Source organism: Streptomyces sp. CA2R106, assembly GCF_037034245.1.
Taxonomy (GTDB): Bacteria; Actinomycetota; Actinomycetes; order Streptomycetales; family Streptomycetaceae; genus Actinacidiphila.
The window spans coordinates 658,396-681,387 of the sequence record NZ_JBAGKC010000001.1 but is presented as its reverse complement, the minus strand read 5'-3'; the positions used below and the strand labels follow the sequence as shown (position 1 = coordinate 681,387).

The window sequence follows — 22,992 nt, the reverse complement described above, 5'->3', positions numbered from 1 at the left end:
CCAGGGCCCGGCGCGGACTACCATCAAGCCCATGACCCGCGTACTTCTCGCCGAGGACGACGCATCCATCTCGGAACCGCTCGCACGCGCCCTGCGCCGCGAGGGCTACGAGGTCGAGGTGCGCGAGGACGGACCCGCCGCGCTGGAGACCGCGCTGCTCGGCGCGGTCGACCTGGTGGTGCTCGACCTGGGCCTGCCCGGTATGGACGGTCTGGACGTGTGCCGCCGCATCCGCACGGAGGGACACGCCTTCCCCGTCCTGGTGCTCACCGCGCGCGCCGACGAGGTGGACACCGTGGTCGGCCTGGACGCCGGTGCCGACGACTACGTCACCAAGCCGTTCCGCCTCGCCGAACTGCTCGCCCGGGTCCGGGCCCTGCTGCGGCGCGGCACCACCGAGTCCGCCCAGCCCTCCACGCACGGGGTGCGGATCGACGTCGAGTCGCACCGCGCCTGGATGGGCGACGACGAACTCCAGCTCACCGCCAAGGAGTTCGACCTGCTGCGGGTCCTGGTGCGGGACGCCGGCCGGGTGGTCACCCGCGAGCAGCTGATGCGCGAGGTGTGGGACACCACCTGGTGGTCGTCGACGAAGACCCTGGACATGCACATCTCCTGGCTGCGCAAGAAGCTCGGCGACGACGCGGCCAACCCGCGCTACATCGCCACCGTCCGCGGCGTCGGCTTCCGCTTCGAGAAGAACTGACCCGCCCGCTCGATGCGCCGCCGCCTGATCACCTCCACGCTGGCCGTGGTGCTCGTCGTGATCGCCGTCTTCGGCATCTCCCTGGTGATCGTGGAGGCGCGGACCATCCAGAGCAGCGCCCAGGACGGCGTGCAGTCCGAGGCGGTCCGGCTCACCGGGATCGTGGAGAACCGCATCCTGGCCGGTGAGTCGGTCGACGCCAAGGGCCTGGACCGGCAGATCGCCGACAACCGGTACGCGCTCGTCCGGGTGCCCGGACGGCCCGAGGTGCACCTCGGCGACCGGCCCTCGGGCGCGGTTCTGAAGTCCACGCAGCGCGGCGACCACGGCGAGTCCGTCACCGTGGAGGAGTCGCGCTCCACCGTCAGCCGGCAGATCGGCCGCACCCTGCTGGTGATCCTCGCGGTGGCGCTGCTGGCGGTGCTGGCCGCGGTGGTGCTGGCGATGCGCCAGGCACGGCGGCTGGCCAGCCCGCTCACCGACCTCGCGGAGACCGCCGAGCGCCTCGGCTCGGGCGATCCGCGCCCCCGCCACCGCCGCTACGGCGTGCCGGAACTCGACCGGATCGCGGACGTCCTGGACGCCAGCGCCGAGCGCATCGGCCGGATGCTCACCGCGGAACGCCGGCTCGCCGCCGACGCCTCCCACCAGCTGCGCACCCCGCTGACCGCGCTGTCCATGCGGCTGGAGGAGATCATGGACAGCGCCGACGACCACGAGGCGGTGAAGGAGGAGGCGGCGATCGCGCTGGGCCAGGTCGAGCGCCTCACCGACGTCGTGCAGCGGCTGCTGACCAACTCACGCGACCCGCGCAGCGGTTCCGCGGTCGACTTCGAACTCGACGAGGTGATCCGGCAGCAGGTCGAGGAGTGGCGGCCGGCCTACCAGAACGAGGGGCGCGCCGTGGAGCTGTCCGGCACCCGCGGGCTGCGCGCGGTCGGCACCCCGGGCGCGGTCGCCCAGGTGCTCGCCACCCTGATCGAGAACTCGCTGATGCACGGCGCCGGCACCCTCGCCCTGCACACCCGGGTGACCGGCAACCAGGCCGTGGTGGAGGTGTCGGACGACGGCTCCGGGGTGCCGCCGGACCTGGGCGCCAGGGTCTTCGAGCGGACCGTCAGCGGCCGCAACTCCACCGGGCTCGGCCTCGCGGTGGCCCGCGACCTCGCCGAGGCGGACGGCGGGCGGCTGGAACTGCTCCAGCAGCGGCCGCCGGTCTTCGCCCTCTTCCTCGCCCAGGAGATCACCCCGCCGCCACCGCGCGAGGAGGTCATCAGCTGAGGCGCTGGGGCAGGCGGCGGCCCGGGGGGTTCGGTGCGGCGATCGCGGGACCCTAGCCGATCCGGTCGGCGGCCGCCCGCTTCTGCTTGCCGACCTTGTCCCGCTTCGCGGGCCCGGCCGCGGTGAGGAACGACTCCGCCTGCTCCACCGCCTCGCGGGCCGGCAGCCGCCGGAACACCCAGGTGCGGTAGGACCAGAAGCGGAAGAGGGTGGCCACCCCGATACCGGCGAACTTGAAGACGTTGCTCTGCAACTGGGTGTCCCAGCCGAAGCCGTACGTCGCCGCGTAGAGCACGCCGTTCTCGATCACCAGGCCGATGATGCTGAAGAACAGGAAGAGGCTGAGCTCCTTGGTGCGGCCCGCCCGGTCCCGGTCGCGGTAGGTGAAGTACCGGAAGCCGACGTAGTTGAAGACGATCGACACCATGGTGGCCACGATGCTGGCGCGTACCGTCTGCAACCCCGTGTTGTGCCGGACCAGGTTGAACACGCCGATGTTGACGAGCACACCCGCCGCGCCGACCGCGCCGAACTTGGCGATCTCGCGGTAGATCAGGGCAAGCTTCGATCGCAGTGCGCGCAGTCCGCTCATGATGTCGCTGGGCCTGGTTCTGTCGGGGTCTGGGGACTCGGCTTCCTGGTGGGATCGGGGCGCCGGATGGCGACGGTTCGACCACAGCCTAGCTGCCTCGGGGAGGAAGACGGCCTGCGAAGGCCGTGAGTTCCGTCCGGCGGCCGGCGGATATCCTGGACAGCACCCAGCCCCCGTACCACCGGCAGGACCCTCACCGTGACATTTCCCGTAGTCGGCATGGTCGGCGGCGGCCAGCTCGCCCGTATGACCCACGAAGCCGGCATCCCCCTCGGCATCCGCTTCCGCCTGCTCAGCGACACCCCGCAGGACTCCGCCGCCCAGGTGGTGTCCGACGTGACCGTCGGCGACTACCGGGATCTGGACACCCTGCGCGCCTTCGCCGCGGGCTGCGACGTGATCACCTTCGACCACGAGCACGTGCCCACCGAGCACCTGCGCGCCCTGGAGTCGGACGGCATCGCGGTGCGGCCCGGGCCCGACGCCCTGGTGCACGCCCAGGACAAGGCGGTCATGCGCCGCCGCCTCGCCGAGATCGGCGTGCCCTGCCCGCGCAACAGGGTCGTGGCCGACCCCGCCGACGTGGTGCGCTTCGCCGCCGAGGGCGACGGCTTCCCCGTGGTGCTGAAGACCGCCCGCGGCGGATACGACGGCAAGGGCGTGTGGGTCGTCCGCTCCGAGGCGGAGGCCGCCGAGCCGTTCAAGGCCGGGGTGCCGGTGCTCGCCGAGGAGAAGGTGGACTTCGTCCGCGAGCTGGCCGCCAACGTGGTGCGCTCGCCGCACGGCCAGGCGGTCGCCTACCCGGTGGTCGAGTCGATCCAGGTGAACGGCGTGTGCGACACCGTGATCGCGCCGGCGCCCGGGCTGCCGGACGCGCTGTCCGCCGCCGCGCAGCAGCTGGCGCTGACCGTCGCCGCCGAACTGGGCGTGGTCGGGCACCTGGCGGTCGAGCTGTTCGAGGTGCGCCGCCCGGACGGCAGCTCCGAGGTGCTCGTCAACGAACTCGCCATGCGCCCGCACAACAGCGGCCACTGGACCATGGACGGCGCGGTCACCTCGCAGTTCGCCAACCACCTGCGTGCCGTGCTCGACCTGCCGCTCGGCGACCCGCGCCCCCGCGCGCCCTGGACGGTGATGGCCAACGTCCTGGGCGGCGACTACCCCGACATGTACCCGGCGTACCTGCACTGCATGGCGCGCGACCCGGGCCTGAAGATCCACATGTACGGCAAGGACGTGAAGCCCGGCCGCAAGGTCGGCCACGTGAACACCTACGGCGACGACCTGGCCGACGTGCGCGAGCGCGCCGACCACGCGGCCGGCTACCTGCGAGGAACCATCGATGAGTGAAGCGCCGTCCCCCGCCGTCGGCATCGTGATGGGCTCCGACTCCGACTGGCCGGTGATGGAGGCCGCGGCCGAGGCCCTGGACGAGTTCTCGGTGCCCTACGAGGTCGACGTGGTCTCCGCGCACCGGATGGTGCACCAGATGGTCGCCTACGGTGAGCAGGCCGCCGACCGCGGCCTGAAGGCGCTGATCGCGGGCGCGGGCGGCGCCGCCCATCTGCCGGGGATGCTGGCCGCGGTCACCCCGCTGCCGGTGATCGGGGTGCCGGTGCCGCTGAAGTACCTGGACGGCATGGACTCCCTGCTGTCGATCGTGCAGATGCCCGCGGGCGTGCCCGTCGCCACGGTGTCGGTGGCCGGTGCGCGCAACGCCGGGCTGCTGGCCGTACGCATCCTGGCCGCCCATGACGCGGAGCTGCGCGCGCGGATGACCGAGTTCCAGATGTCGCTGACCGAGCAGGCCACGGAGAAGGGCGACCGGCTGCGTGCGAAGGTGAAGGGGACCGCGGGCTTCGGCTTCGCCCGGTAGCAGCCGCGGACCGCCGCCCGTCGAGGGGTGCGTGCCCGGTGGGCGCGCACCCCCGCAACGCACTTGGAGCCCCTGTGGACCGCCGCCTCGACCGCGCCCGTGACCTGCTGGCCGCCCACCCCGTGGTGGACGGCCACAACGACCTGCCGTGGGCGCTGCGCGAGCAGGTCGCGTACGACCTGGACCGGTTCGACCTCACCGCCGACCAGAGCGCCCGCACCCACACCGACCTGCCGCGGCTGCGGGCCGGCGGGGTGGGCGCGCAGTTCTGGTCGGTCTACGTGTCGGTGTCGCTCAAGGGCGGTGCCGCGCTGACCGCGACTCTCGAACAGGTCGACGTGGTGCGCCGGCTGGCCGAGCGCCACCCCGACGACCTGCTGCTGGCGACCACCGCCGACGACATGGAGGCGGCACGCGCCTCGGGCCGGATCGCGTCCCTGATGGGTGCCGAGGGCGGGCACTCCATCGACTGCTCGCTGGCCGCGCTGCGCGCCCTGTACGCGCTGGGGGTGCGCTACATGACGCTCACCCACAACGACAACACCCCCTGGGCGGACTCGGCGACCGACGAGCCCGCCGCGCACGGCCTGACCGCCTTCGGCGAGGAGGTGGTGCGCGAGATGAACCGGCTGGGCATGCTGGTGGACCTCTCGCACGTCTCCCCCGACACGATGCGCGACGCGCTGCGGGTGGCGCAGGCGCCGGTGCTGTTCTCGCACTCCTCCTCGCGCGCGGTCTGCGACCACCCGCGGAACATCCCCGACGACGTGCTCGCCCTGCTGCCCGGCAACGGCGGTGTGGCGATGGCCACCTTCGTGCCGAAGTTCATCCTGCCCGCCGCGATCGAGTGGACCCAGGAAGCGGACGCGAACATGCGCGCCCACGGCCTGCACCCCCTGGACACCACCCCGGCGGGCATGGCGGTGCAGCACGCCTTCGAAGCGGTGCACCCGCGGCCGGCCGCCACCTCGGCCACCGTCGCCGACCACCTCGACCACATGCGCGAGGTCGCGGGCATCGACCACCTGGGCATCGGCGGCGACTTCGACGGCACCGCGTTCACCCCCACCGACCTCGCCGACGTGGCCGGCTACCCCCACCTCGTCGCCGAACTGCTCGGCCGCAACTGGTCCGACACCGACATCGCGAAGCTCACCTGGCACAACGCGGTACGGGTGCTGCGCGACGCGGAGTCGGCGGCCGCCGCCCTGCGCACGCAGCGGGGCCCGTCGGTGGCCACGATCGGGCAGCTCGACGGGTGAGCCCGACGCGGGCCGTCGGGCACACCCGCGCCCGGCGGCCCGACCGGCCGCAGGAAGGGGCCTGGCCGCCCTTCTGACGGCCCGGCGGCCCCGCAGTGGGCACGGATGCCGCCGACCGCCCTACAGCGCGCCGGAGGGGCTACTGCGGGGCCGCCAGCTCCGCCCACACGGTCTTGCCCGGGCGGTCGCCGTCGCGGACCACGCCCCAGTCCAGGCAGAGCCGCTGCACGATGAACATGCCGTGGCCGCCGGGGCGCCCCGCGCGGTGCGGTGAGCGCGGCGCGGGTTCGCCGCGGCCGCCGTCGGTGACCTCCAGCCGCAGCGCCTTGCCGCTGCGCAGCAGCCGCAGCTCGTCGGGGCCGCCGGCGTGCAGGCACGCATTGGTGACCAGCTCCGAGACCACGAGCAGCACGTCTTCGGCGGCGGCCCGGCGGTCCGCGGTGGAGCCGGGCAGCCAGCCCCACTCGCGCAGCGCCTGGCGAGTGAAGTCCCGGGCGCGCGGCACGATGCCGCTCTCCCCGGAGAGCGCCAGCCGCCGCACCGGCTCGGGTGCGGTCGACCGCGCTTCGGCGCCGCTCTCGCCGTCGCCCGCGTCGGGAGCGCGGTCACCCGCGGCGTACGGCCGGGTGGTGCTCATCTTGGCCTCACCTCACGGATGTCCGGCTGGGTCCGAACGTTCTTCTGCCCGGTCGATCTCCGGGAACACGCCTCCCGCGTGACCAATGCGTCTGCGAACCGGCTGATCCCTCTCATGCAGCTTGCCCCCCTCCCCCGCCCGGCTACTCCTGGAGTGCCTCGTCGAGTGTCTCGTGCACGCTGAACACCGCGTCTGCGCCGGTGATCTCGAATACCCGCGCGACCGTCGGCCGCATGGCCGCGAGGTGCACCGAACCCCCGCCCGCCTCCGCCTGGAGCCGTGCCCCGAGCAGCACGTTGAGCCCGGTGGAGTCGCAGAACTCCAGGCCCGAGCAGTCCACCACCAGCCGGGTCGCGCCCTGCTCGACGGCCGTGGTGATCGGCCCGGCGAGCAGGTCGGCGGTGTAGTGGTCGAGCTCTCCCGACGGGGTGAAGACCGTACTGCTGCCGTGCTGCCGTACGTCGACGCGCAGCCTTCGGCCGAGATCGGCGGTGCCCACCGCCTCGTGGTCCATCTGTTCTCCTCGCCGCGTCCCTGGTCACACACCCTGCGTCCCTGGGGTGACGCGAGCCTGACCATAACCGTTCCGGGTTGCGCGCGGTAGTCGGCCGTGCAGGCCCCGGACTTGCGGCATACCGCCGAATGGCGGTAGGGCTGGAGTACGGCAGAGGAAAGACCACCCGCGCCGCAAGAGAGGGATGAGCGCATGACACCCCGGCTCGGCCCGGACCAGGACCAGGAGCAGCAGGGGGGCGGCCCAGGCCATCTCGACCCCGGTCACTTCGACCTCGAGCTCGACGGGCTGCCCGAGATCCCGCCCTACGAGGAGATCGGCCCGGTCGACGCCCGGGCGCTGTCCAAGACGCTCTTCGGCCGGTTGCAGGCCCTCGAGGAGGGCACCGGCGAGTACAGCTACGTCCGCAACACGCTCGTGGAGCTGAACCTCGCGCTGGTGAAGTTCGCCGCCTCCCGCTTCCGCAGCCGCAGCGAGCCGATGGAGGACATCGTCCAGGTCGGCACGATCGGCCTGATCAAGGCGATCGACCGGTTCGAGCTGGCCCGCGGGGTGGAGTTCCCGACCTTCGCGATGCCGACGATCGTCGGCGAGATCAAGCGGTTCTTCCGGGACACCTCCTGGTCGGTCCGGGTGCCGCGGCGGCTTCAGGAGCTGCGGCTGGATCTGGCCAAGGCCGGTGACGAGCTCGCCCAGCAGCTCGACCGCACCCCGACCGTGCGGGAGCTGGCCGACCGGCTGGACCTGCCCGAGCACGAGGTGATCGAGGGCATGGCGGCGAGCAACGCCTACACCGCCAGCTCCCTGGACGCCCAGCCCGCCGAGGACGACCCGGAGGGCGCGCTCGCGGACCGGATCGGGTACGACGACCACGACCTGGAGGGCGTGGAGTACGTCGAGTCGCTCAGGCCGCTGATCGCCAAGCTGCCCGCGCGGGACCGGACCATCCTGTCGCTGCGCTTCGTCGGCAACCTCACGCAGTCGGAGATCGGCGAGGAGCTGGGCATCTCGCAGATGCACGTCTCCCGGCTGCTCAGCCGCACCCTCGCCAGGCTGCGCCGCGGCCTGATGGTGGAGGAGTAGCGCGAGGTCTCCCCGGCAGGAAGCAGTCCGCACGCCGCCGTCGAGGTGCTCAGCGGGGCCGGTCGCCGTACTGGGTCCTGCTCTCCTCGATGGCGGCGTTGTGCTCGATCGCCCAGCTCGCGAGGGTCAGGGCGGGCGGGATCAGGCTCTTGCCCATGTCGGTGAGGGCGTACTCCACGCGCGGCGGGACCTCGGCGTAGGCGGTGCGGGAGACCAGGCCGTCGCGCTCCAGGTTGCGCAGCGTCAGGGTCAGCATCCGCTGGGAGATGCCGGGGATGTGCTGGTGCAGCTCTGTGAAGCGCATCCGGTTGCCGTCGAGCGTGGCCACGACCAGCATCGTCCACTTGTCGCAGATCCGGTCCAGGATCGCGCGGATCGCCCGGCCGCCGTCGCCGCGGATCATGCAGGTGTGCTCGTAGCGCGCCAAGGCGCTCCTCCAGGTGTCGTGCGGGGCACGTCCGGTGTGCGTTGAGCACACGCGTGTGCCTTTTGTAGGGCCTCCGACAGTCACCCATGATGGGGCAACTTACGGTTCGTAACCATTGGGGGTTGCCGTGCATGTCGCGTACTGGGTGCTGGCGGTGCTGCTCGCGGTGTTCTACGCCTACTCGGGCGGCAAGAAGCTCGTGCAGGACCGGGATCGGCTGCGGCCGATGATGGGGTGGGTCGACCAGGTGCCCATGGCGCGGGTCAGGGCGATCGGGGCGGTGGAGCTGCTCGGGGCGCTCGGGCTGCTGCTGCCGCCGCTGACCGGTGTGGCGGTCGGGCTCGCGGTCGCGGCCGCGATCGGCCTGGCCCTGGTGCAGGTCGGGGCCGGCGCGCTGCACCTGTCGCGCGGGGAGGTGCGGGAGATCGGACTCAACGTCGCCCTGCTGGTGGTGGCCGCGGTGGCCGCGTGGGCGGCCGCGTCCCTGGTGTGACCCGGGGCCGCGGCAGAGGGCCGGTGGTGGCGCCCGCGCGCCCCCACCGGCCCTCTGCGTACCGGCGTACCGGCCCTGCCCGTACCCGGCCCGGAGGTGTCCCCGGCCTGCCGGCCGCCCGCGCTAGCCGACGGTGGTGTTCGCGGCCGACGCCGCCTTCGCTGCCTCGGCGCCGAAGGCGCCCTCGGCCAGCCGCTCCTCCAGCCGCTGCCCCTCGATGTCCGGGTCGGGCACGAAGCGCCCGAACCACTTCGGGTGGTACCAGATCCGGCCGCCGACGATGGCCATCACCGCCGGGACCAGGGTCAGCCGCACCACGAAGGCGTCGAGGAAGACGCCGACGGCGAAGCTGAAGCCGATCGCCTTGATGGTCGGGTTGGAGGTGAAGGTGAAGGCCACGAAGATCGAGAACATGATCAGCGCGGCCGCGGTGACCACCCGGGCCGACAGTGAGGTGCCGCGCTGCACCGCGGCGCGGGCGTCGCCGTGCCGGGTGTACTCCTCCTTGATGCGGGAGACGACGAACACCTCGTAGTCGCTGGACAGGCCGAAGATGATCGCGAGCATGATGATCGGCAGGAAGCTGATCGTCTCGCTCGGGGTGATGCCGAACAGGTGCTTGCCCCAGCCCCACTGGAAGACGGCGACCTGGGCGCCCAGGGCCGCGGCCATCGACAGCAGGAAGCCGACGATGGACTTCAGCGGCACCAGGATCGTGCGGAAGGCGAAGGTCAGCAGCACGAACGCCAGGCCGACGACCGCGATCAGGAAGACCGGCAGCGCGCTGGAGAGCTTGGCGGACACGTCGATGTTGGAGGCGGTGGTGCCGCCGACGAGGATGTGCGCGCCGGTGCCGGACTCGATCGCGGTCCGGTTGTCGCGCAGGTGGTGCACCAGGTCCTGGGTGGCGGCGTCGTTCGGCCCCGACTTCGGGACCACCCGGATCAGCGAGGTGCTGTGCTGCCCGGCGAGCGGGGTGACCTGGGCGACGTCCGCCTGCCGGCCGAGCGAGGCGGCGATCTTCGCGGTGTCCGCCGGCGCGGAGACGTCCTCGACGACGACCAGCAGCGCGCCGTTGAACCCGGCGCCGAAGCCCTCGGTGGTCAGGTCGTACGCCTTGCGCTGGGTGTTGTCGGTCGGCTGGGAGGCGCCCGAGGGCAGGCCGAGCCGGATGCTCGCGGCGGGGATCGCCAGCACGCCCAGCAGCACCACGCCGATCACGGCGACCACCACGCGGTGCCGTACGACGAACCGCGCCCAGCGGGCGCCCGCGGTGCTGTACGGGTCGGCGGCGGTACGGCGCGCCACCCGCTCGGCGTGCGCGCCGAACTTCGGCAGCCGGCTGAAGCGGGCGATCCGGGGCCCGGCGAAGCCGAGGAGCGCGGGCAGCAGGGTCAGCGCGATGAGCAGTGCCACCGCGACCGAGGCGGCCGCGGACAGGCCCATGATCGTCAGGAACGGGATGCCGACCACGGTCAGGCCGCACAGGGCGATGATCACCGTGAGGGCGGCGAAGACCACCGAGCTGCCCGCGGTGCCCATCGCCAGCGGCACCGACTCCTCCGGCGAGACGCCGCGCAGCAGGTTGGCGCGGTGCCGGGACAGGATGAACAGGCCGTAGTCGATGCCGCAGGACAGCCCGAGCATCAGGGCGACGGTGGTGGAGGCGGAGGCGATGGTGATGACGGAGGCGACCGCCGTCACCCCCATCAAGGTGGTGATCACCCCGATGATCGCGCTGATGATCGGCATGCCGGCGGCGGCGAACGTGCCGAAGGTGATCATCAGGATCGCGAAGGCGATCACCAGGCCGACCAGTTCGGGCGTCTCGGAGATCTCGAAGCGCCAGCCCGGGTAGACGCTGCCGTTGTACTCGACCTGCACGCCGGCGGCGCGCACCGGTTTCATCGCGTCCTGCACGGCGTCGAGGTTGGCGTCCTTGACGTCCGGCGGCTTGGCGGTCCACTGGACCTGGCCGAGCGCGATCCGGCCGTCCTTGGAGACCAGGCGGCTGGTGAACGGGTCCACCGACTTCGACACCTGGGGCACGGACGACACCTTGGCCATCGCCGTGCGGATCTGCTTCTGCGTGGCGGGCGAGGTCACCGTGGTGCCGCTCTTCACCGCGAAGACGATGGTGCTCTGCCCGCCGCTGAACGCGGGGAGCTTGGCGCTGAGCACGTCGGACGCCTTCTGCGCCTCGGTGCCCGGGATCGTGAAGTCGTCGTTCGTCTTGCCGCCGCTGAGCTGGGCGATCGTGACGGCGGCGATCGCGGCCACCAGCCACAGCACGAGAACGAGGACGCGTCGCCGATAGGAAAAGCGGGCCAGGCGGTACAGATAACTGGACATAAGTGTCTTTCCCCACGTCTCCCGTGCATCCGGCGTCGGGTCGGCGCGGTTGCCGTCCCGCTCGACGACGCTAGGCTTTCACTAGCCGCCCGTCAAGCGAACCACTGGCCGATCGGCAGGTGATTCACCGGCCGTAGGCCAGTGAAACCGCCATGCCGGAAGGCACTCGCGGCGCGATGGGCCCGGCCGAACACCAGGTCGGACCGCGGGTCGGACCGACCGCGCACGGGCCCGGTGCGCGAGCTGGTGACGCTGTGTCCGGTGGCTTGTATGCTGCGCAAATCACGGGGGACGAAGGAGGAAAGCAGCCATGGCGACGTCGGCCAGGGGCCTGACCAGCCGCGCGGCGCAGGCCGAGCAGACCCGGCAGCAGATCCTCGACACCGCCCAGCGGCTCTTCTCGGAACTCGGCTACAGCGCGACCTCGCTCCAGATGATCGCGGACGAGCTGGGACTGACGAAGGCGGCGGTCTACTACCACTTCCGGGCGAAGCACGACATCCTGCACGCGGCGATGCAACCCGGGATGGAGCGGCTGAAGGCGCTGCTGGACGAGGCGGCGGCCCTCAGGGGCCGGCGGGCCAGGACCGAGCACCTCGTGCACGGCTTCGTGGCCTTCCTCGTCGCCAACCGGCAGAACATGGTGATGGCCGCGACCGACCCCGAATGGCACGAGCACCCGGACAAGTCCCATGTGACCGCCCTGCACGAGCGCGGGCTGCGGCTGATCTTCGGCGAGCGGCCCACCGGCGCCGAACGCCTCGCGTACGGCGTGGTCTTCACTGTGCCGGACCGCCTGGCCGAACTGACCGACCTCCCCGACGGCGAACTGTACGAGGTGCTGGCCTCGACCCTGCTGCGCATCCTGCGGGTGCCGCCCGCCCGGACCTGACCGGCCGCCGGGCCGGGGCGCGGCAGAGCCGCGCGCTCACCCGGCCGGGTACTGCGGGCGGACCCGCTCGCCCGCCTGCCACACGGCCGCGGTGAGCGGCACACCCGGGCGGTAGGCGAGGTGCACATGCGTGGGGGCGTCCAGCAGGTGCAGGTCCGCCCTGGCGCCGGGGGCGACCGTCCCGACGTCGGTACGGCGCAGGGCCCGCGCGCCGCCGAGGGTGGCGGCGCGGACCGCCTCGTCCGGGGTCATGCCCATGTCGCGGACGGCGACGGCGACGCAGAAGGCCATCGACGACGTGTACGACGACCCGGGGTTGCAGTCGGTGGACAGTGCCACCGTCGCCCCGGCGTCGAGCAGGCGCCGCGCGTCGGGGTAGGCGGCGCGGGTGGAGAACTCGGCGCCCGGCAGCAGGGTGGCCACGGTCCCGCCGCTCGCCAGGGCGTCCACGTCGGCATCGGTGAGGTGGGTGCAGTGGTCGGCGGAGGCGGCGCCGAGCTCCACCGCGAGCCGCACGCCCGGGCCGTGGCCGAGCTGGTTGGCGTGCACCCGCGGGGTCAGCCCGCGGGCGGCGCCCGCCTCGAGGACCGCCCGCGCCTGGTCCCCGTCGAAGGCGCCCTCCTCGCAGAACACGTCCACCCAGCGCGCGTGCGGCGCGCACGCGTCGAGCATCGGGCCGGTGACGAGCGCGACGTACCCGGCGGGGTCGTCGGCGAACTCCGGGGCGACCACGTGGGCGCCGAGGTATGTCGTCTCCGGGGTCTGCCCGGCCGCGATCCGCAGCGCCCGGGCCTCGTCGTGGACGGTCAGCCCGTAGCCGGACTTGACCTCGACCGTGGTGGTGCCCTGCCGCCGGGCCTCGGCGAGCAGGCGGGCGAGGTTGCCGGCCAGTTCCGCGTCGGAGGCGGCCCTCGTGGCCGCGACGGTGGTGCGGATGCCGCCGGCCGCGTACGGCTGCCCGGACATCCGCGCGGCGAACTCCGCGGCGCGGTCGCCCGCGAAGACGAGGTGGGCGTGGGAGTCCACGAAGCCGGGCAGGAGCGCGCGGCCGCCGGCGTCGACCCGGTTGTCAGTGGTGGGTGCTTTGCTGGAGGCACCGGTCCAGACGACGCGGTCGCCCTCGATGACGACGGCGGCGTCGCGGACCGTGCCGAGAGGGTTGTCCGCGCTGCTGAGGGAGGGATCGTTGGTGACCAGGCTGCCGATGCCGGTGATGGCCGTACTGACGGTCATGGCCTGCTCCTTCGTGGTGCTCGCGTGGACACGGGGGCCCGCGGCGGCGCGGCTGCCCGCCGGGGTTCGGGACCGTTTCGCGGGAGTACGGGGGTCCTCCGCGAAACGGTCCCGTCCCGGGGGCCGGCTGCGCGCCGGTTCGGCGGCGCGCCGTGCGCCCGCGGCGCGGCCCGCCCCACTCGTCCCTCTGCTCGTAGGCGTGCTTGTACGCCTGCTCGTACGCCTGCCGCGCCGCGCACGGGTGCCGGCTGCCCTCAGCCGCGCACGGCGGCGATCGCCGCGGCCAGCGCGCCCGCCACGTCCGGCACTCGCAGGTGCCGCCCGTCCGCGACGATCTGCCGCCCCGCCACCACGGTGTGCCGCACGTCCGCCGCGGTCGCCGCGAATACCGCGGTCTCGGCGCCGAGCCGGGGCGGCGGCCCCGCGGTGCGGACCGAGTCCAGCGCGATCGTGGTGAAGTCGGCGAGCGCGCCCGGCGCCAGCCGGCCCGCGTCGGGCCGGCCGAGACTGGCGTGCCCGTCGGCGGTGGCCGCGCGCAGCAGCTCCGCGGCGGTCCAGTGGCCGCGGGTGCGGGTGCGCAGCCGCTCGTTCAGCTCCATCGCGCGGGCCTCCTCCAGCAGGTCCACCACGGCGTGGCTGTCGCTGCCCAGGGCGAGCGGGCTGCCGGCCCGCTGAAGCGCGGGCGCGGGGCCGATGCCGTCGGCGAGGTCGCGTTCGGTGGTGGGGCACATGCACACCGCGGACCGCGCGCCGCCCAGCAGCGCGATGTCCTCGCCGGTGAGGTGGGTGGCGTGCACCGCGGTGGTGTTCGGGCCCCAGAAGTCCGCGTCGGCGAGCAGCCGGGCCGGGGTGCGGCCGTGCACGGCCAGGCACGCGTCGTTCTCGGCGGGCTGCTCGGACAGGTGGATGTGGACCGGCACGTGCCGGGTGCGCTCCGCGAAGGCGGTGTAGCCGTCGCTGTCCGCGAAGGCCCGTACCGAGTGCAGGGCCGCGCCGATCCGGGCGTGCCCGGCGCCGGTCGCGTCCTCGGCGTCCGCCAGGAGTGACCAGCGGTCGTACCACTGGTCGGCGGTGCCGTCGCCGAAGCGCCGCTGCGCGCCGTCCAGCGGCAGGTGGCCGCGCTCGGTGAGGCCGCCGCGCAGGTAGGCGGTGTCGAGCAGGGTGATCCGGATACCTGCCTCGGCGGCCGCTGCGATCAGCGCCCGGCCCATCGCGTTGGGGTCGGCGTAAGGCGTGCCGTCGGGCTGGTGGTGCAGGTAATGGAACTCGCCGACGCAGGTGATGCCCGCGAGCGCCATCTCGGCGTAGACCGCGCGGGCCAGGTCGAAGTAGGAGTCGGGGGTGAGGAGGGAGGCGGTGGCGTACATGGTCTCGCGCCAGGTCCAGAAGGTGCCGCCGCCCCGCTGGGCGGTGCCGCGCAGGGCGCGGTGGAAGGCGTGGCTGTGCGCGTTGGCCAGGCCCGGCAGCGTCAGGCCGCGCAGCGCGACGGCGCCGGGCGGAGGGGTGGGTGTGCCGGTGCGCAGCGCGGTGATCCGGCCGCCGTCCGCGGTCAGCAGCACGCCCGGCTCGACCGCGGGGTCCAGCCAGGCGTGCTCCAGCCAGTACGTCACCGGCACGCGAGCCCCTCCAGTACGTCGGCGAGCGCGGTGACGCCCGCGGCGCAGTCGTCCTCGGCCGCGAACTCCGCCGGCGCGTGCGAGACGCCGGTGGGGTTGCGTACGAACAGCATGGCGGTCGGCACCGCCGTGGCGAGGATGCCGGCGTCGTGTCCCGCGCCGGTCGGCAGCACCGGGGCGGGCGCGTCGGTGCCGAGCAGGGCGGCGAGCCGGTCGCGCAGGGCGTGCGCGAACTCGACCTCCGGGGTGAAGGACTCGCGGACCACGTCCACGGCGACGCCGTCGCGGAGGCCGCCCTCGCGCGCGGCGCGCTCGATCCCGGCCACGACGGCGGCGAGCGTCTCCTCGTCGGCGGCGCGGGAGTCGAGCCAGCCGCGGACGTGGGAGGCGATGGCGTTGACGCCGCCCGGTTCGACGGCGATCTTGCCGAAGGTGGCCAGCGCGCCGGCCAGCCGGGCCTGTTCGCGGGCGGCGAGCACCGTGCCGGCGTAGGTCAGCATCGGGTCGTGCCGGTCCGCGAGGCGGGTGGTGCCGGCGTGGTTGGCCTCGCCGTGGAAGTCGAAGCGCCAGCGGCCGTGCGGCCAGATCGCGGAGGCCACGCCGACCGGGTGGCCGGTCAGGTCCAGCGCCCGGCCCTGCTCGACATGCAGTTCGACGAACGCGCCGACGCGCGCCAGCCGTTCGGGGTCGGCGCCGATCGCGTCGGGGTCGTACCCGGCGCGCTCCATGGCGCGGGCGAGCGTCACCCCGTCGGCGTCGCACAGCTGCCGGGCGTCCTCGGCCGTCAGGCGGCCCGCGGTCAGCCGGGAGCCGACGCAGGCCAGGCCGAAGCGGGCGCCTTCCTCGTCGCCGAAGTTCACCACGGCGAGGGGGCGGCGCGGCTGCGCGCCCCGGGCGCGCAGCTCGTCGACCGCGGCGAACGCGGAGACGACGCCCAGCGGCCCGTCGAAGGCGCCGCCGTCGGGCACGGAGTCCAGGTGCGAGCCGGTGACCACCGCGTCGCCGGCCGAAGGGTCGCCGAGCCAGGCCCACTGGTTGCCGTTGCGGTCGGTCTCGTACGCCAGGCCGCGGGCGGCGGCCTGCTCGCGAAACCAGGCGCGGCAGTCGGTGTCGGCGGGCGTCCAGGCGTAGCGGCGGTAGCCGCCGCTGGCGGCGTGGCGGCCGACGGCGGCCAGCTCGCGCCACATCGTCTGGAAGCCGGGCGCCGAAGGGGCCCGGCCGGCGGCCCGGGCACCGGCCGCCGGCCGGTCCGCGCCGCCCGGTCCGTCCGGTCCGCCCGGTCCGCCGCCGAAGCCGCCGCCCTGCTTCCTCGCGGCGTCGCTCACGCTCCGTCGCCCTCCCGCATCGGCACCCGCACGCCCCGCTGCCCGGCGATCTCCTCGGCGCGGTCGTACCCGGCGTCCACGTGCCGGATGACGCCCATGCCGGGGTCGTTGGTGAGCACGCGGCGGATCTTCTCCGCGGCGAGCGGGGTGCCGTCGGCGACGGTGACCTGGCCGGCGTGGATGCTGCGGCCGATGCCGACGCCGCCGCCGTGGTGGATGGAGACCCAGGAGGCGCCCGAGGCGACGTTGACCATCGCGTTGAGCAGCGGCCAGTCGGCGATGGCGTCGGAGCCGTCGAGCATGCCCTCGGTCTCCCGGTAGGGGGAGGCGACGGAGCCGGTGTCCAGGTGGTCGCGGCCGATGACGATCGGCGCCTTGAGGGTGCCGTCGGCGACCATCTCGTTGAACCGCTCGCCGGCGCGGTCGCGTTCGCCGTAGCCGAGCCAGCAGATGCGGGCGGGCAGGCCCTGGAAGTGCACGCGCTCGCCGGCGAGCTTGATCCAGCGGGCCAGCGACTCGTTCTCGGGGAAGAGGTCGAGGATCGCCTTGTCGGTGTGGTGGATGTCGGCGGGGTCGCCGGACAGCGCCGCCCAGCGGAAGGGGCCCTTGCCCTCGCAGAACAGCGGCCTGATGTACGCGGGCACGAAGCCGGGGAAGGCGAACGCCCGCTCGTATCCGGCGAGCTGGGCCTCGCCGCGGATGGAGTTGCCGTAGTCGAAGACCTCGGCGCCGGCGTCCTGGAAGCCGACCATCGCCTCGACGTGCCGGGCCATGGACTCCCGGGCCCGCTGGGTGAAGTCGGCGGGCTTGTCGGCCGCGTAGGCGGCCATGTCGGCGAAGTCCATGCCGAGCGGGAGGTAGGCGAGCGGGTCGTGCGCGGAGGTCTGGTCGGTGACGACGTCGATCGGCGCGCCCATGGCGAGCAGCCGCGGCAGCACCTCGGCGGCGTTGCCCAGCACCCCGACGGACAGCGGGCGGCGGGCGTCGCGGGCCTCGGTGGCCAGGTGCAGCGCCTCGTCGAGGGAGTCGGCGCGCACGTCGAGGTAGCGGTGCTCGATGCGGCGGTCGATGGCGCGCGGGTCGCAGTCGACGCAGATGACCACGCCGCCGTTCATCGTCACGGCGAGCGGCTGGGCGCCGCCCATGCCGCCGAGCCCGGCGGTCAGCGTGATGGTGCCGGCCAGGCTGCCGCCGAAGCGCTTGGCGGCCACGGCGGCGAAGGTCTCGTAGGTGCCCTGGAGGATGCCTTGGGTGCCGATGTAGATCCAGGAGCCGGCGGTCATCTGCCCGTACATCGTCAGGCCGAGCGCTTCGAGGCGGCGGAACTCCTCCCAGGTGGCCCAGTCGCCGACCAGGTTGGAGTTGGCGATCAGCACCCTGGGTGCCCATTCGTGGGTCTGCATCACGCCGACCGGGCGGCCGGACTGGACGAGCATCGTCTCGTCCTGCTTCAGGCCCCGCAGGGTGCGCACCATGGCGTCGAAGGAGTTCCAGTCGCGGGCCGCCTTGCCGGTGCCCCCGTAGACGACGAGCTTGTCGGGGTGCTCGGCGACCTCGGGGTCCAGGTTGTTCTGGAGCATCCGCAGCGCGGCCTCCTGCTGCCAGCCCTGGGCGCTCAGTTGGGTGCCGCGCGGTGCGCGCACCGGCCTCGGTCCGGTCATCGGGCAAGCCTCCTTGGTGGCGGCGTCAATGGGGGTCGTACACGTGGCGCAGCTGGATATTCACATCCTCGTCTGCTGAATACCCCTAGTCAACAGGCCCCGGGTGGAAGTCCCGCGGGTGGAGGTGGTGTCATGGCGGACATGACGGATGAGCTGGGAATACGGCGGGCGCTCGCGCTGCGTGCCGCGGTGGAGCAGGGGCTGGCCGGCGAGGCCGAACCGGTGGTCGGGCTGCTGGACGTCGCGGGTATCGCCGAGTCGGCGCGCGCCCTGCACGCCGCGTTCGCCACACCCGGGGTGGCGGTGACGCACACCTTCGCGGTGAAGGCCGCCTCGCTGGTGCCGGTGCTCGGCCTGCTCGCCGAGTGCGGGCTCGGCGCGGAGGTGGCGAGCCCCGGCGAGCTGGCGCTCGCCCGCGCGGCCGGCGTCCCGGCGGAGCGCACCGTGCTCGACTCCCCCGCCAAGACCGTCGCCGAACTGCGCGAGGCGCTCGCCCTGGGCATCGCCGTCAACGCCGACAACCCCGAGGAACTGGCGCGGATCGACCGCCTGCGGGCGGCCGCGCCCGCCGGCTCCCCGGCCGGCCCCGTCGGCCTGCGGGTCAACCCGCAGGTCGGCGGCGGCAGCATCGGCGCGATGAGCACCGCCACCGCCAGCTCCAAGTTCGGGGTGGCGCTGCGCGACCCGGGCGCGCTGGAGTGGGTGCTCGACGCCTACGCGCGCAGGCCCTGGCTCAACCGGCTGCACACGCACACCGGTTCGCAGGGCGTGCCGCTGGAACTCATGGTCGCGGGCGTCCGGGCCGCCTACGAGCTGGCCGAGCGGATCAACGCGGCCGCCGGACGGCAGCAGGTCGACGCGCTCGACATCGGCGGCGGCCTGCCGGTCAACTTCGGCTCCGACGAGACGGCGCCGTCCTTCGCCGACTACGCCGACCTGCTGCGCGCGCAGATCCCCGGGCTCTTCGACGGCCGCTACGGCATCGTCACGGAGTTCGGCCGCTCCCTGCTCGCCAAGAACGGCACCGTGCTGGCGCGGGTGGAGTACGCCAAGTCCGCCGGCGGCCGGCCGATCGCCGTCACGCACGCCGGCGCGCAGGTCGCCACCCGTACGGTGTTCGTGCCCGACTCCTGGCCGATCCGGGTGCTGGCGCTCGACGCCGAGGGCGCGGAGAAGCGCGGCGAACCGGTGGTGCAGGACGTGGCGGGGCCGTGCTGCTTCGCCGGGGACCTCGTCGCCAAGGGCCGCGCGCTGCCGCTGCTGGCGTCCGGCGACCATGTGGCGCTGCTCGACACCGGCGCCTACTACTTCTCCAACCACTTCGCCTACAACTCGCTGCCGCGCCCGGCGGTGTACGGCTACCGCGTACGGGAGGGCGGCGCCGTGGCGTTCTCGCAGGTGCGGGCGGCCCAGTCGGAGGAGGAGCTGCTCGCGGAGAGCGGCGCCGGGTTCCCGGCACTGCGGCTCGAGCCGTAGGCCGTGTCCGCCCCCGTCCCGACCGGCCGGCGGGGGCCTCCAGCCGGGTGGGCCGCTCAGCGGCGGCGCCGGCCTCCCCCGGGGGCGGCGTCGCCCGCGGCGATACCGGTGAGCTGGTAGAGCGCCGGGTTGCCGTCGGGCCGGACCCACAGCAGCGCGTCCCGGGAGCGCTCGATCCGGGCCACCCCGCGCGAGCGCAGCCACAGGCCGGCGCCGACCCCGCCGAGCAGCATGCCCGCCGCGCACGGCAGGACGGCGTTCGAGGCGACGGCGAGCACGAACACGACCAGCAGCCACCAGCGGCGCCGCCGCACCCACGCCCGCGCGGTGACCTTGCGGTCCTGGAGGAAGACGGACTTCGCCGCGCGCGAGGCACCCTTGGCGCGTTCGGCGTGCCGGCCGCGGCGGACGAGGAAGGACACCGCCGCCGCGACGACGAACAGGGCCGCGCCGGCCATCACACCGATCCGTCGGCCGGTCGGGCTGAACGTCACGGCCGTGCCGGGCACCGCGGCGACCACGCCCAGCCACCACAGCCAGCCCGCCGCCACGCGCACCGTCACCGCCACCCGCGCCAATGTGTAGGCCCCGCGCACCACGTCGCGCTCCCTCCGCCGTCGCGCCGGCCCGCCGTCCCTTCAGTACGGCGGCACCGGCCAAGTGCTGGGCACGGACACTACTTTGCCAATCTCAGATTTTCGTTAAACCGGATGTCATCCACTCCCGCACAACCTTTCACCAGGACCGGCAGTCAGATGGGGTGTTCGTCACACCGGTGCGCCAGCGCGTGCGCCAAGGAACTTGGGGGAAGAACTGGTGACCTTGCATCTCACCTGGCGGCGGTCGGCCGCCGCGCTCACCGCCGCGGCACTCGCGCTGCTCGGCGCCGTCGCGGTCCAGGCGCCCGCGCGGGCCGCCGACGGGCCCACACTGCCGCTGGTCGTGCAGAGCACCAGCGTCGGGCTGCCGCAGCCGGACGACTCGGGCGACCCGCCCCAGATCAGCTGGTCGCTCGCCCCGCCGAGCAGCGGCCCGACCGTCACCGACGTGGTCGTCTCGCTGGACCTTTCCGGGATCAGCTCCTTCGCCACCGCCGACAGCGGCTACCCGGACGACACCGTCACCTGGGAGCGCGGCGATCTGGGCGTCGGCGGCACCGGCGGGCTGGTCGACCTCCACGCGAAGCCGGACGCGCCGCTGGGCAGCACCGGCACCGCGGTGCTGTCCGGCACCGCGGACAACGCGACGATCACCCCGATCACGGTCCGCGTCACCGTCGGCGCCGTCGGGCTGGTGGTGAACAAGCTCGCCAAGGTCGGCCACGCCAAGCCGGGCGACCACCTGACCGCCCCCGTCACGATCGCCAACACCGGCCAACTGGCCGCCGACGGCGCCTACCTGACGATGGCCACCACCGAGGGCCTGGCGTACACGCAGCACTTCTCCAACTGCGCGTACAGCAAGAAGTCGAACGACGACGTCATCGCCACGCTCGACAACAACATGGTCTGCCACTTCGACACGACGCTCCAACCCGGCGCGAAGTACCGGCTGTCCGCCCCGATCGGGATCGACGTCACCAGCAGCGCGATGTGGGACCTGGTCCGCTACAAGGCCGCTCCCGAGCCCGGCACCCCGGTGATCGGCCCGTCCGACCGGAGCGACGGCCCGGTGCTCACGCTCGTCGCGGACGGCGACGCGCCCAGCGGCGAGCAGAAGACCGCGGACTGGACCGTCGACACCGACAACACCGCGGACCTCGCGGCGGTCGGCGACACCGCGAGCGGCAAGCCGGGCGACACCGTGCAGGTCGTCGCCGCGATCCGGAACAACGGCCCGGCCAGTGTGGACAACGAGACCAGCGACGACCAGCTCGGCGTCATGGTCGACGTGCCCGAGGGCACCACCGCGGTGAAGGTGCCGGACGCCTGCTACACCTCGACGGAAGCCGGCCCGGGCACGCAGAAGACCGGAGCGCCGAAGTACATCTGCTGGACGAAGCCGCCGCTGCGGCCGGGCGCGAGCGTGAAGATGCCGTTCACGCTGCGGATCGACGCCGACGCCCCGGCGCTGGCCACCGGCACGGTGCGGGCCACCACCGTCTACGACTCGCCGCTGCCCTTCGACACCGACCCGACCGACAACACCGCCGCGCTGACCGTGCACGTCGAGGGCGGCGCGACCGCCACCCCGACCGCCTCCTCCGGCGGCAGCTCGACGGGCGGCGACGCGAGCACGCAGCTGACCACCGAGACCGGCGCCGGCAGCGCCCCGGGCAGCAGCAGCACCACCGGCGGCACCGGCTCGCTCGCCTCGACCGGCAGCAGCGGCACCCGCACCCTCACGCTCGTCGGTGCCGCGGCCCTGGTCCTCGGCGGGGCGGCGCTCGCCCTCGCCCGCAGCCGCAGGGTCCGCCGCGCGGGCACCGGCGCCTGAGCACCCAGGGAGCCAGGGAGCCAGGCACCCGGTCACCACTGTCCGCGGCCCGCGGGGACGCTCACTCCATGAACAGCCCGCGGGCCGCGGCCTGCGCGTCGAACTCCTCCAGCCGCGCCTGCGCGTCCGGCAGGTCGTCGCACATCGACTCCAGCAGCACCCGGCCCAGCAGCATCGGCGCGCAGGCCGTGTCGAAGGCCAGCCCGGTGCCCACGGCCGCGGGCAGCAGCAGGTCGCTGTGCGCGGCCACCGGCGCGAACGCGCTGTCGGCCACGGTGACCACGGTCAGCCCGGCCTGCCGCGCGTGGCGCAGCGCGTCGGCCACCTCCCGCGGGTGCCGGGGCAGCGCGAAGCACAGCAGCGCGCTCGCCCCCGCCCGGACGGCCGCGTCGATCCGGTCCGCGAGCATGGTGCCGCCCTCGTCCAGCAGCCGCACGTCCGGGTGCACCTTCGCCGCGAAGTACGCGAAGCCGCGCGCCTGGGCGCCCGCCGCGCGCAGCCCGAGCACCGGCAGCGGCCGGGAGGCGGCCAGCACCGCCCCGGCCCGGGCCACCGGCCCGGAGTCGGCGAGCAGGTCGGCCAGGTGCCGCAGGTTCTCGATCTCCGCGTGCACCGCCTGCTGGTACTCGTTGTACGTGCTCGCGCCCGCCGGTTCGGCCGCCGGCGCCACCTCGCGCAGGTGCCTGCGCAGCGCCGGGTAGCCGTCGAAGCCCAGGGCGACCGCGAACCGCGTCACCGAGGGCTGGCTCACCCCGGCGAGCTCGGCCACCTCCACACTGGACAGGAACGCCGCCTCGTCGGCCCTGCGCACCAGGCAGTGCGCGATCCGCCGCTGGGTCGGCGTCAGCCGGTGCGCCTCGAAGAGCTTCAGCAGCCGCGCGGAGGAGTTCCCCGCGCCGGCCCCTGGGTGGCCCGTACCGCCGTTCATCGCCGTCCCGTCCCCGTCCTGTCCGCAGCCGCGCCACCGGCCACCCCGGGGCGACCGGTATTCATCAGAACAAGACTCTGCATGACCATATGCAGCCGAGCAAGACGACCACGTATCGGCGTCCGGCCGCAGAGGTCATGGACACGACGTCCCGGAGAGCAACGGCACGCTACCTCGGTCCTTCGTACGGTCCGGCCGCCCG

General features: G+C 73.7%; 21 protein-coding genes. 10 read left to right on the top strand and 11 right to left on the bottom strand.

Annotated features, from left to right (window positions below; translation table 11 throughout):
* Positions 1 to 31: 31 nt before the first annotated feature.
* Together WA788_RS02940 and WA788_RS02935 are read left to right on the top strand one after the other, a co-directional pair.
* Complete coding sequence (locus tag WA788_RS02940) at positions 32 to 706, top strand: response regulator transcription factor (RefSeq protein WP_335971143.1); 675 nt, start codon at positions 32 to 34, stop codon at positions 704 to 706.
* A gap of 12 nt (positions 707 to 718) precedes the next feature.
* Complete coding sequence (locus WA788_RS02935; RefSeq protein WP_335971141.1) at positions 719 to 1,987, top strand: ATP-binding protein; 1,269 nt, start codon at positions 719 to 721, stop codon at positions 1,985 to 1,987.
* Positions 1,988 to 2,039: 52 nt separating this feature from the next.
* Here WA788_RS02935 and WA788_RS02930 read toward each other — a convergent pair whose 3' ends face one another.
* Positions 2,040 to 2,579 (bottom strand): GtrA family protein, encoded by a 540-nt coding sequence (locus WA788_RS02930; RefSeq protein WP_335971139.1) that lies wholly within the window; start codon positions 2,577 to 2,579, stop codon positions 2,040 to 2,042.
* Between the two features lie 219 nt (positions 2,580 to 2,798).
* On the opposite strand from WA788_RS02930, the gene WA788_RS02925 reads away from it, so the two are divergent.
* The 3 genes from WA788_RS02925 (at position 2,799) to WA788_RS02915 (ending at position 5,717) form a co-directional block, all read left to right on the top strand.
* The gene (locus tag WA788_RS02925; protein ID WP_335971300.1) at positions 2,799 to 3,929 is read left to right on the top strand and encodes a 5-(carboxyamino)imidazole ribonucleotide synthase; all 1,131 of its coding nucleotides are present in this window, start codon (positions 2,799 to 2,801) and stop codon (positions 3,927 to 3,929) included.
* Positions 3,922 to 4,455: a 5-(carboxyamino)imidazole ribonucleotide mutase gene (gene purE / locus WA788_RS02920; RefSeq protein ID WP_335971137.1), complete on the top strand. Its 534-nt coding sequence runs from the start codon at positions 3,922 to 3,924 to the stop codon at positions 4,453 to 4,455. The genes WA788_RS02925 and purE overlap by 8 nt, the downstream gene beginning before the upstream one ends.
* 74 nt (positions 4,456 to 4,529) lie before the next feature.
* On the top strand, positions 4,530 to 5,717 hold the full coding sequence (locus WA788_RS02915; protein ID WP_335971135.1) for a dipeptidase: 1,188 nt from the start codon (positions 4,530 to 4,532) through the stop codon (positions 5,715 to 5,717).
* A 139-nt stretch (positions 5,718 to 5,856) separates the two neighbouring features.
* Here WA788_RS02915 and WA788_RS02910 read toward each other — a convergent pair whose 3' ends face one another.
* Together WA788_RS02910 and WA788_RS02905 are read right to left on the bottom strand one after the other, a co-directional pair.
* The gene (locus WA788_RS02910) at positions 5,857 to 6,354 is read right to left on the bottom strand and encodes an ATP-binding protein (protein WP_335971133.1); all 498 of its coding nucleotides are present in this window, start codon (positions 6,352 to 6,354) and stop codon (positions 5,857 to 5,859) included.
* Positions 6,355 to 6,496: 142 nt separating this feature from the next.
* Positions 6,497 to 6,868 carry an STAS domain-containing protein gene (locus tag WA788_RS02905; RefSeq protein WP_335971132.1) on the bottom strand — a complete coding sequence of 124 codons (372 nt, stop codon included), beginning with the start codon at positions 6,866 to 6,868 and terminating at the stop codon, positions 6,497 to 6,499.
* A gap of 192 nt (positions 6,869 to 7,060) precedes the next feature.
* On the opposite strand from WA788_RS02905, the gene WA788_RS02900 reads away from it, so the two are divergent.
* On the top strand, positions 7,061 to 7,951 hold the full coding sequence (locus tag WA788_RS02900; RefSeq protein ID WP_335971130.1) for an RNA polymerase sigma factor SigF: 891 nt from the start codon (positions 7,061 to 7,063) through the stop codon (positions 7,949 to 7,951).
* Between the two features lie 49 nt (positions 7,952 to 8,000).
* Here the strand turns inward: WA788_RS02900 and WA788_RS02895 are convergent, their stop codons facing one another.
* Positions 8,001 to 8,378 (bottom strand): winged helix-turn-helix transcriptional regulator, encoded by a 378-nt coding sequence (locus WA788_RS02895; RefSeq protein ID WP_335971128.1) that lies wholly within the window; start codon positions 8,376 to 8,378, stop codon positions 8,001 to 8,003.
* Between the two features lie 127 nt (positions 8,379 to 8,505).
* Here WA788_RS02895 and WA788_RS02890 point away from each other — a divergent pair, with 127 nt between their 5' ends.
* A complete protein-coding gene (locus tag WA788_RS02890; RefSeq protein WP_335971126.1) occupies positions 8,506 to 8,871 on the top strand; it encodes a DoxX family protein in 366 nt (121 codons plus the stop codon).
* 123 nt (positions 8,872 to 8,994) lie between these two features.
* Here the strand turns inward: WA788_RS02890 and WA788_RS02885 are convergent, their stop codons facing one another.
* Complete coding sequence (locus WA788_RS02885; RefSeq protein WP_335971124.1) at positions 8,995 to 11,223, bottom strand: MMPL family transporter; 2,229 nt, start codon at positions 11,221 to 11,223, stop codon at positions 8,995 to 8,997.
* Positions 11,224 to 11,533: 310 nt separating this feature from the next.
* On the opposite strand from WA788_RS02885, the gene WA788_RS02880 reads away from it, so the two are divergent.
* A complete protein-coding gene (locus WA788_RS02880) occupies positions 11,534 to 12,115 on the top strand; it encodes a TetR/AcrR family transcriptional regulator (protein WP_335971122.1) in 582 nt (193 codons plus the stop codon).
* A gap of 36 nt (positions 12,116 to 12,151) precedes the next feature.
* Here the strand turns inward: WA788_RS02880 and hutI are convergent, their stop codons facing one another.
* The 4 genes from hutI to hutU all read right to left on the bottom strand — a co-directional run bounded on the left by hutI (position 12,152) and on the right by hutU (position 17,950).
* The gene (gene hutI / locus WA788_RS02875) at positions 12,152 to 13,348 is read right to left on the bottom strand and encodes an imidazolonepropionase (protein WP_335971120.1); all 1,197 of its coding nucleotides are present in this window, start codon (positions 13,346 to 13,348) and stop codon (positions 12,152 to 12,154) included.
* A gap of 254 nt (positions 13,349 to 13,602) precedes the next feature.
* The gene (locus WA788_RS02870) at positions 13,603 to 14,964 is read right to left on the bottom strand and encodes a formimidoylglutamate deiminase (RefSeq protein ID WP_335971118.1); all 1,362 of its coding nucleotides are present in this window, start codon (positions 14,962 to 14,964) and stop codon (positions 13,603 to 13,605) included.
* Positions 14,955 to 16,151: an allantoate amidohydrolase gene (locus WA788_RS02865; RefSeq protein WP_335971299.1), complete on the bottom strand. Its 1,197-nt coding sequence runs from the start codon at positions 16,149 to 16,151 to the stop codon at positions 14,955 to 14,957. Before WA788_RS02865 ends, WA788_RS02870 begins: the two co-directional genes overlap by 10 nt.
* Positions 16,152 to 16,285: 134 nt before the next feature.
* Positions 16,286 to 17,950 (bottom strand): urocanate hydratase, encoded by a 1,665-nt coding sequence (gene hutU / locus WA788_RS02860; protein WP_335971117.1) that lies wholly within the window; start codon positions 17,948 to 17,950, stop codon positions 16,286 to 16,288.
* A gap of 141 nt (positions 17,951 to 18,091) precedes the next feature.
* Between hutU and WA788_RS02855 the strand changes: the two genes are divergently transcribed.
* Entirely contained in the window at positions 18,092 to 19,426 is a 1,335-nt protein-coding gene (locus WA788_RS02855; protein WP_335971297.1) for a diaminopimelate decarboxylase, read from the top strand.
* 56 nt (positions 19,427 to 19,482) lie between these two features.
* On the opposite strand, the gene WA788_RS02850 is transcribed toward WA788_RS02855, so the two are convergent.
* Complete coding sequence (locus tag WA788_RS02850; RefSeq protein ID WP_335971116.1) at positions 19,483 to 20,025, bottom strand: hypothetical protein; 543 nt, start codon at positions 20,023 to 20,025, stop codon at positions 19,483 to 19,485.
* Between the two features lie 217 nt (positions 20,026 to 20,242).
* Between WA788_RS02850 and WA788_RS02845 the strand changes: the two genes are divergently transcribed.
* On the top strand, positions 20,243 to 21,862 hold the full coding sequence (locus WA788_RS02845) for an LPXTG cell wall anchor domain-containing protein (protein ID WP_335971115.1): 1,620 nt from the start codon (positions 20,243 to 20,245) through the stop codon (positions 21,860 to 21,862).
* Positions 21,863 to 21,923: 61 nt separating this feature from the next.
* On the opposite strand, the gene WA788_RS02840 is transcribed toward WA788_RS02845, so the two are convergent.
* The gene (locus tag WA788_RS02840; RefSeq protein WP_335971113.1) at positions 21,924 to 22,790 is read right to left on the bottom strand and encodes a MurR/RpiR family transcriptional regulator; all 867 of its coding nucleotides are present in this window, start codon (positions 22,788 to 22,790) and stop codon (positions 21,924 to 21,926) included.
* Between the last annotated feature and the right edge of the window lie 202 nt (positions 22,791 to 22,992).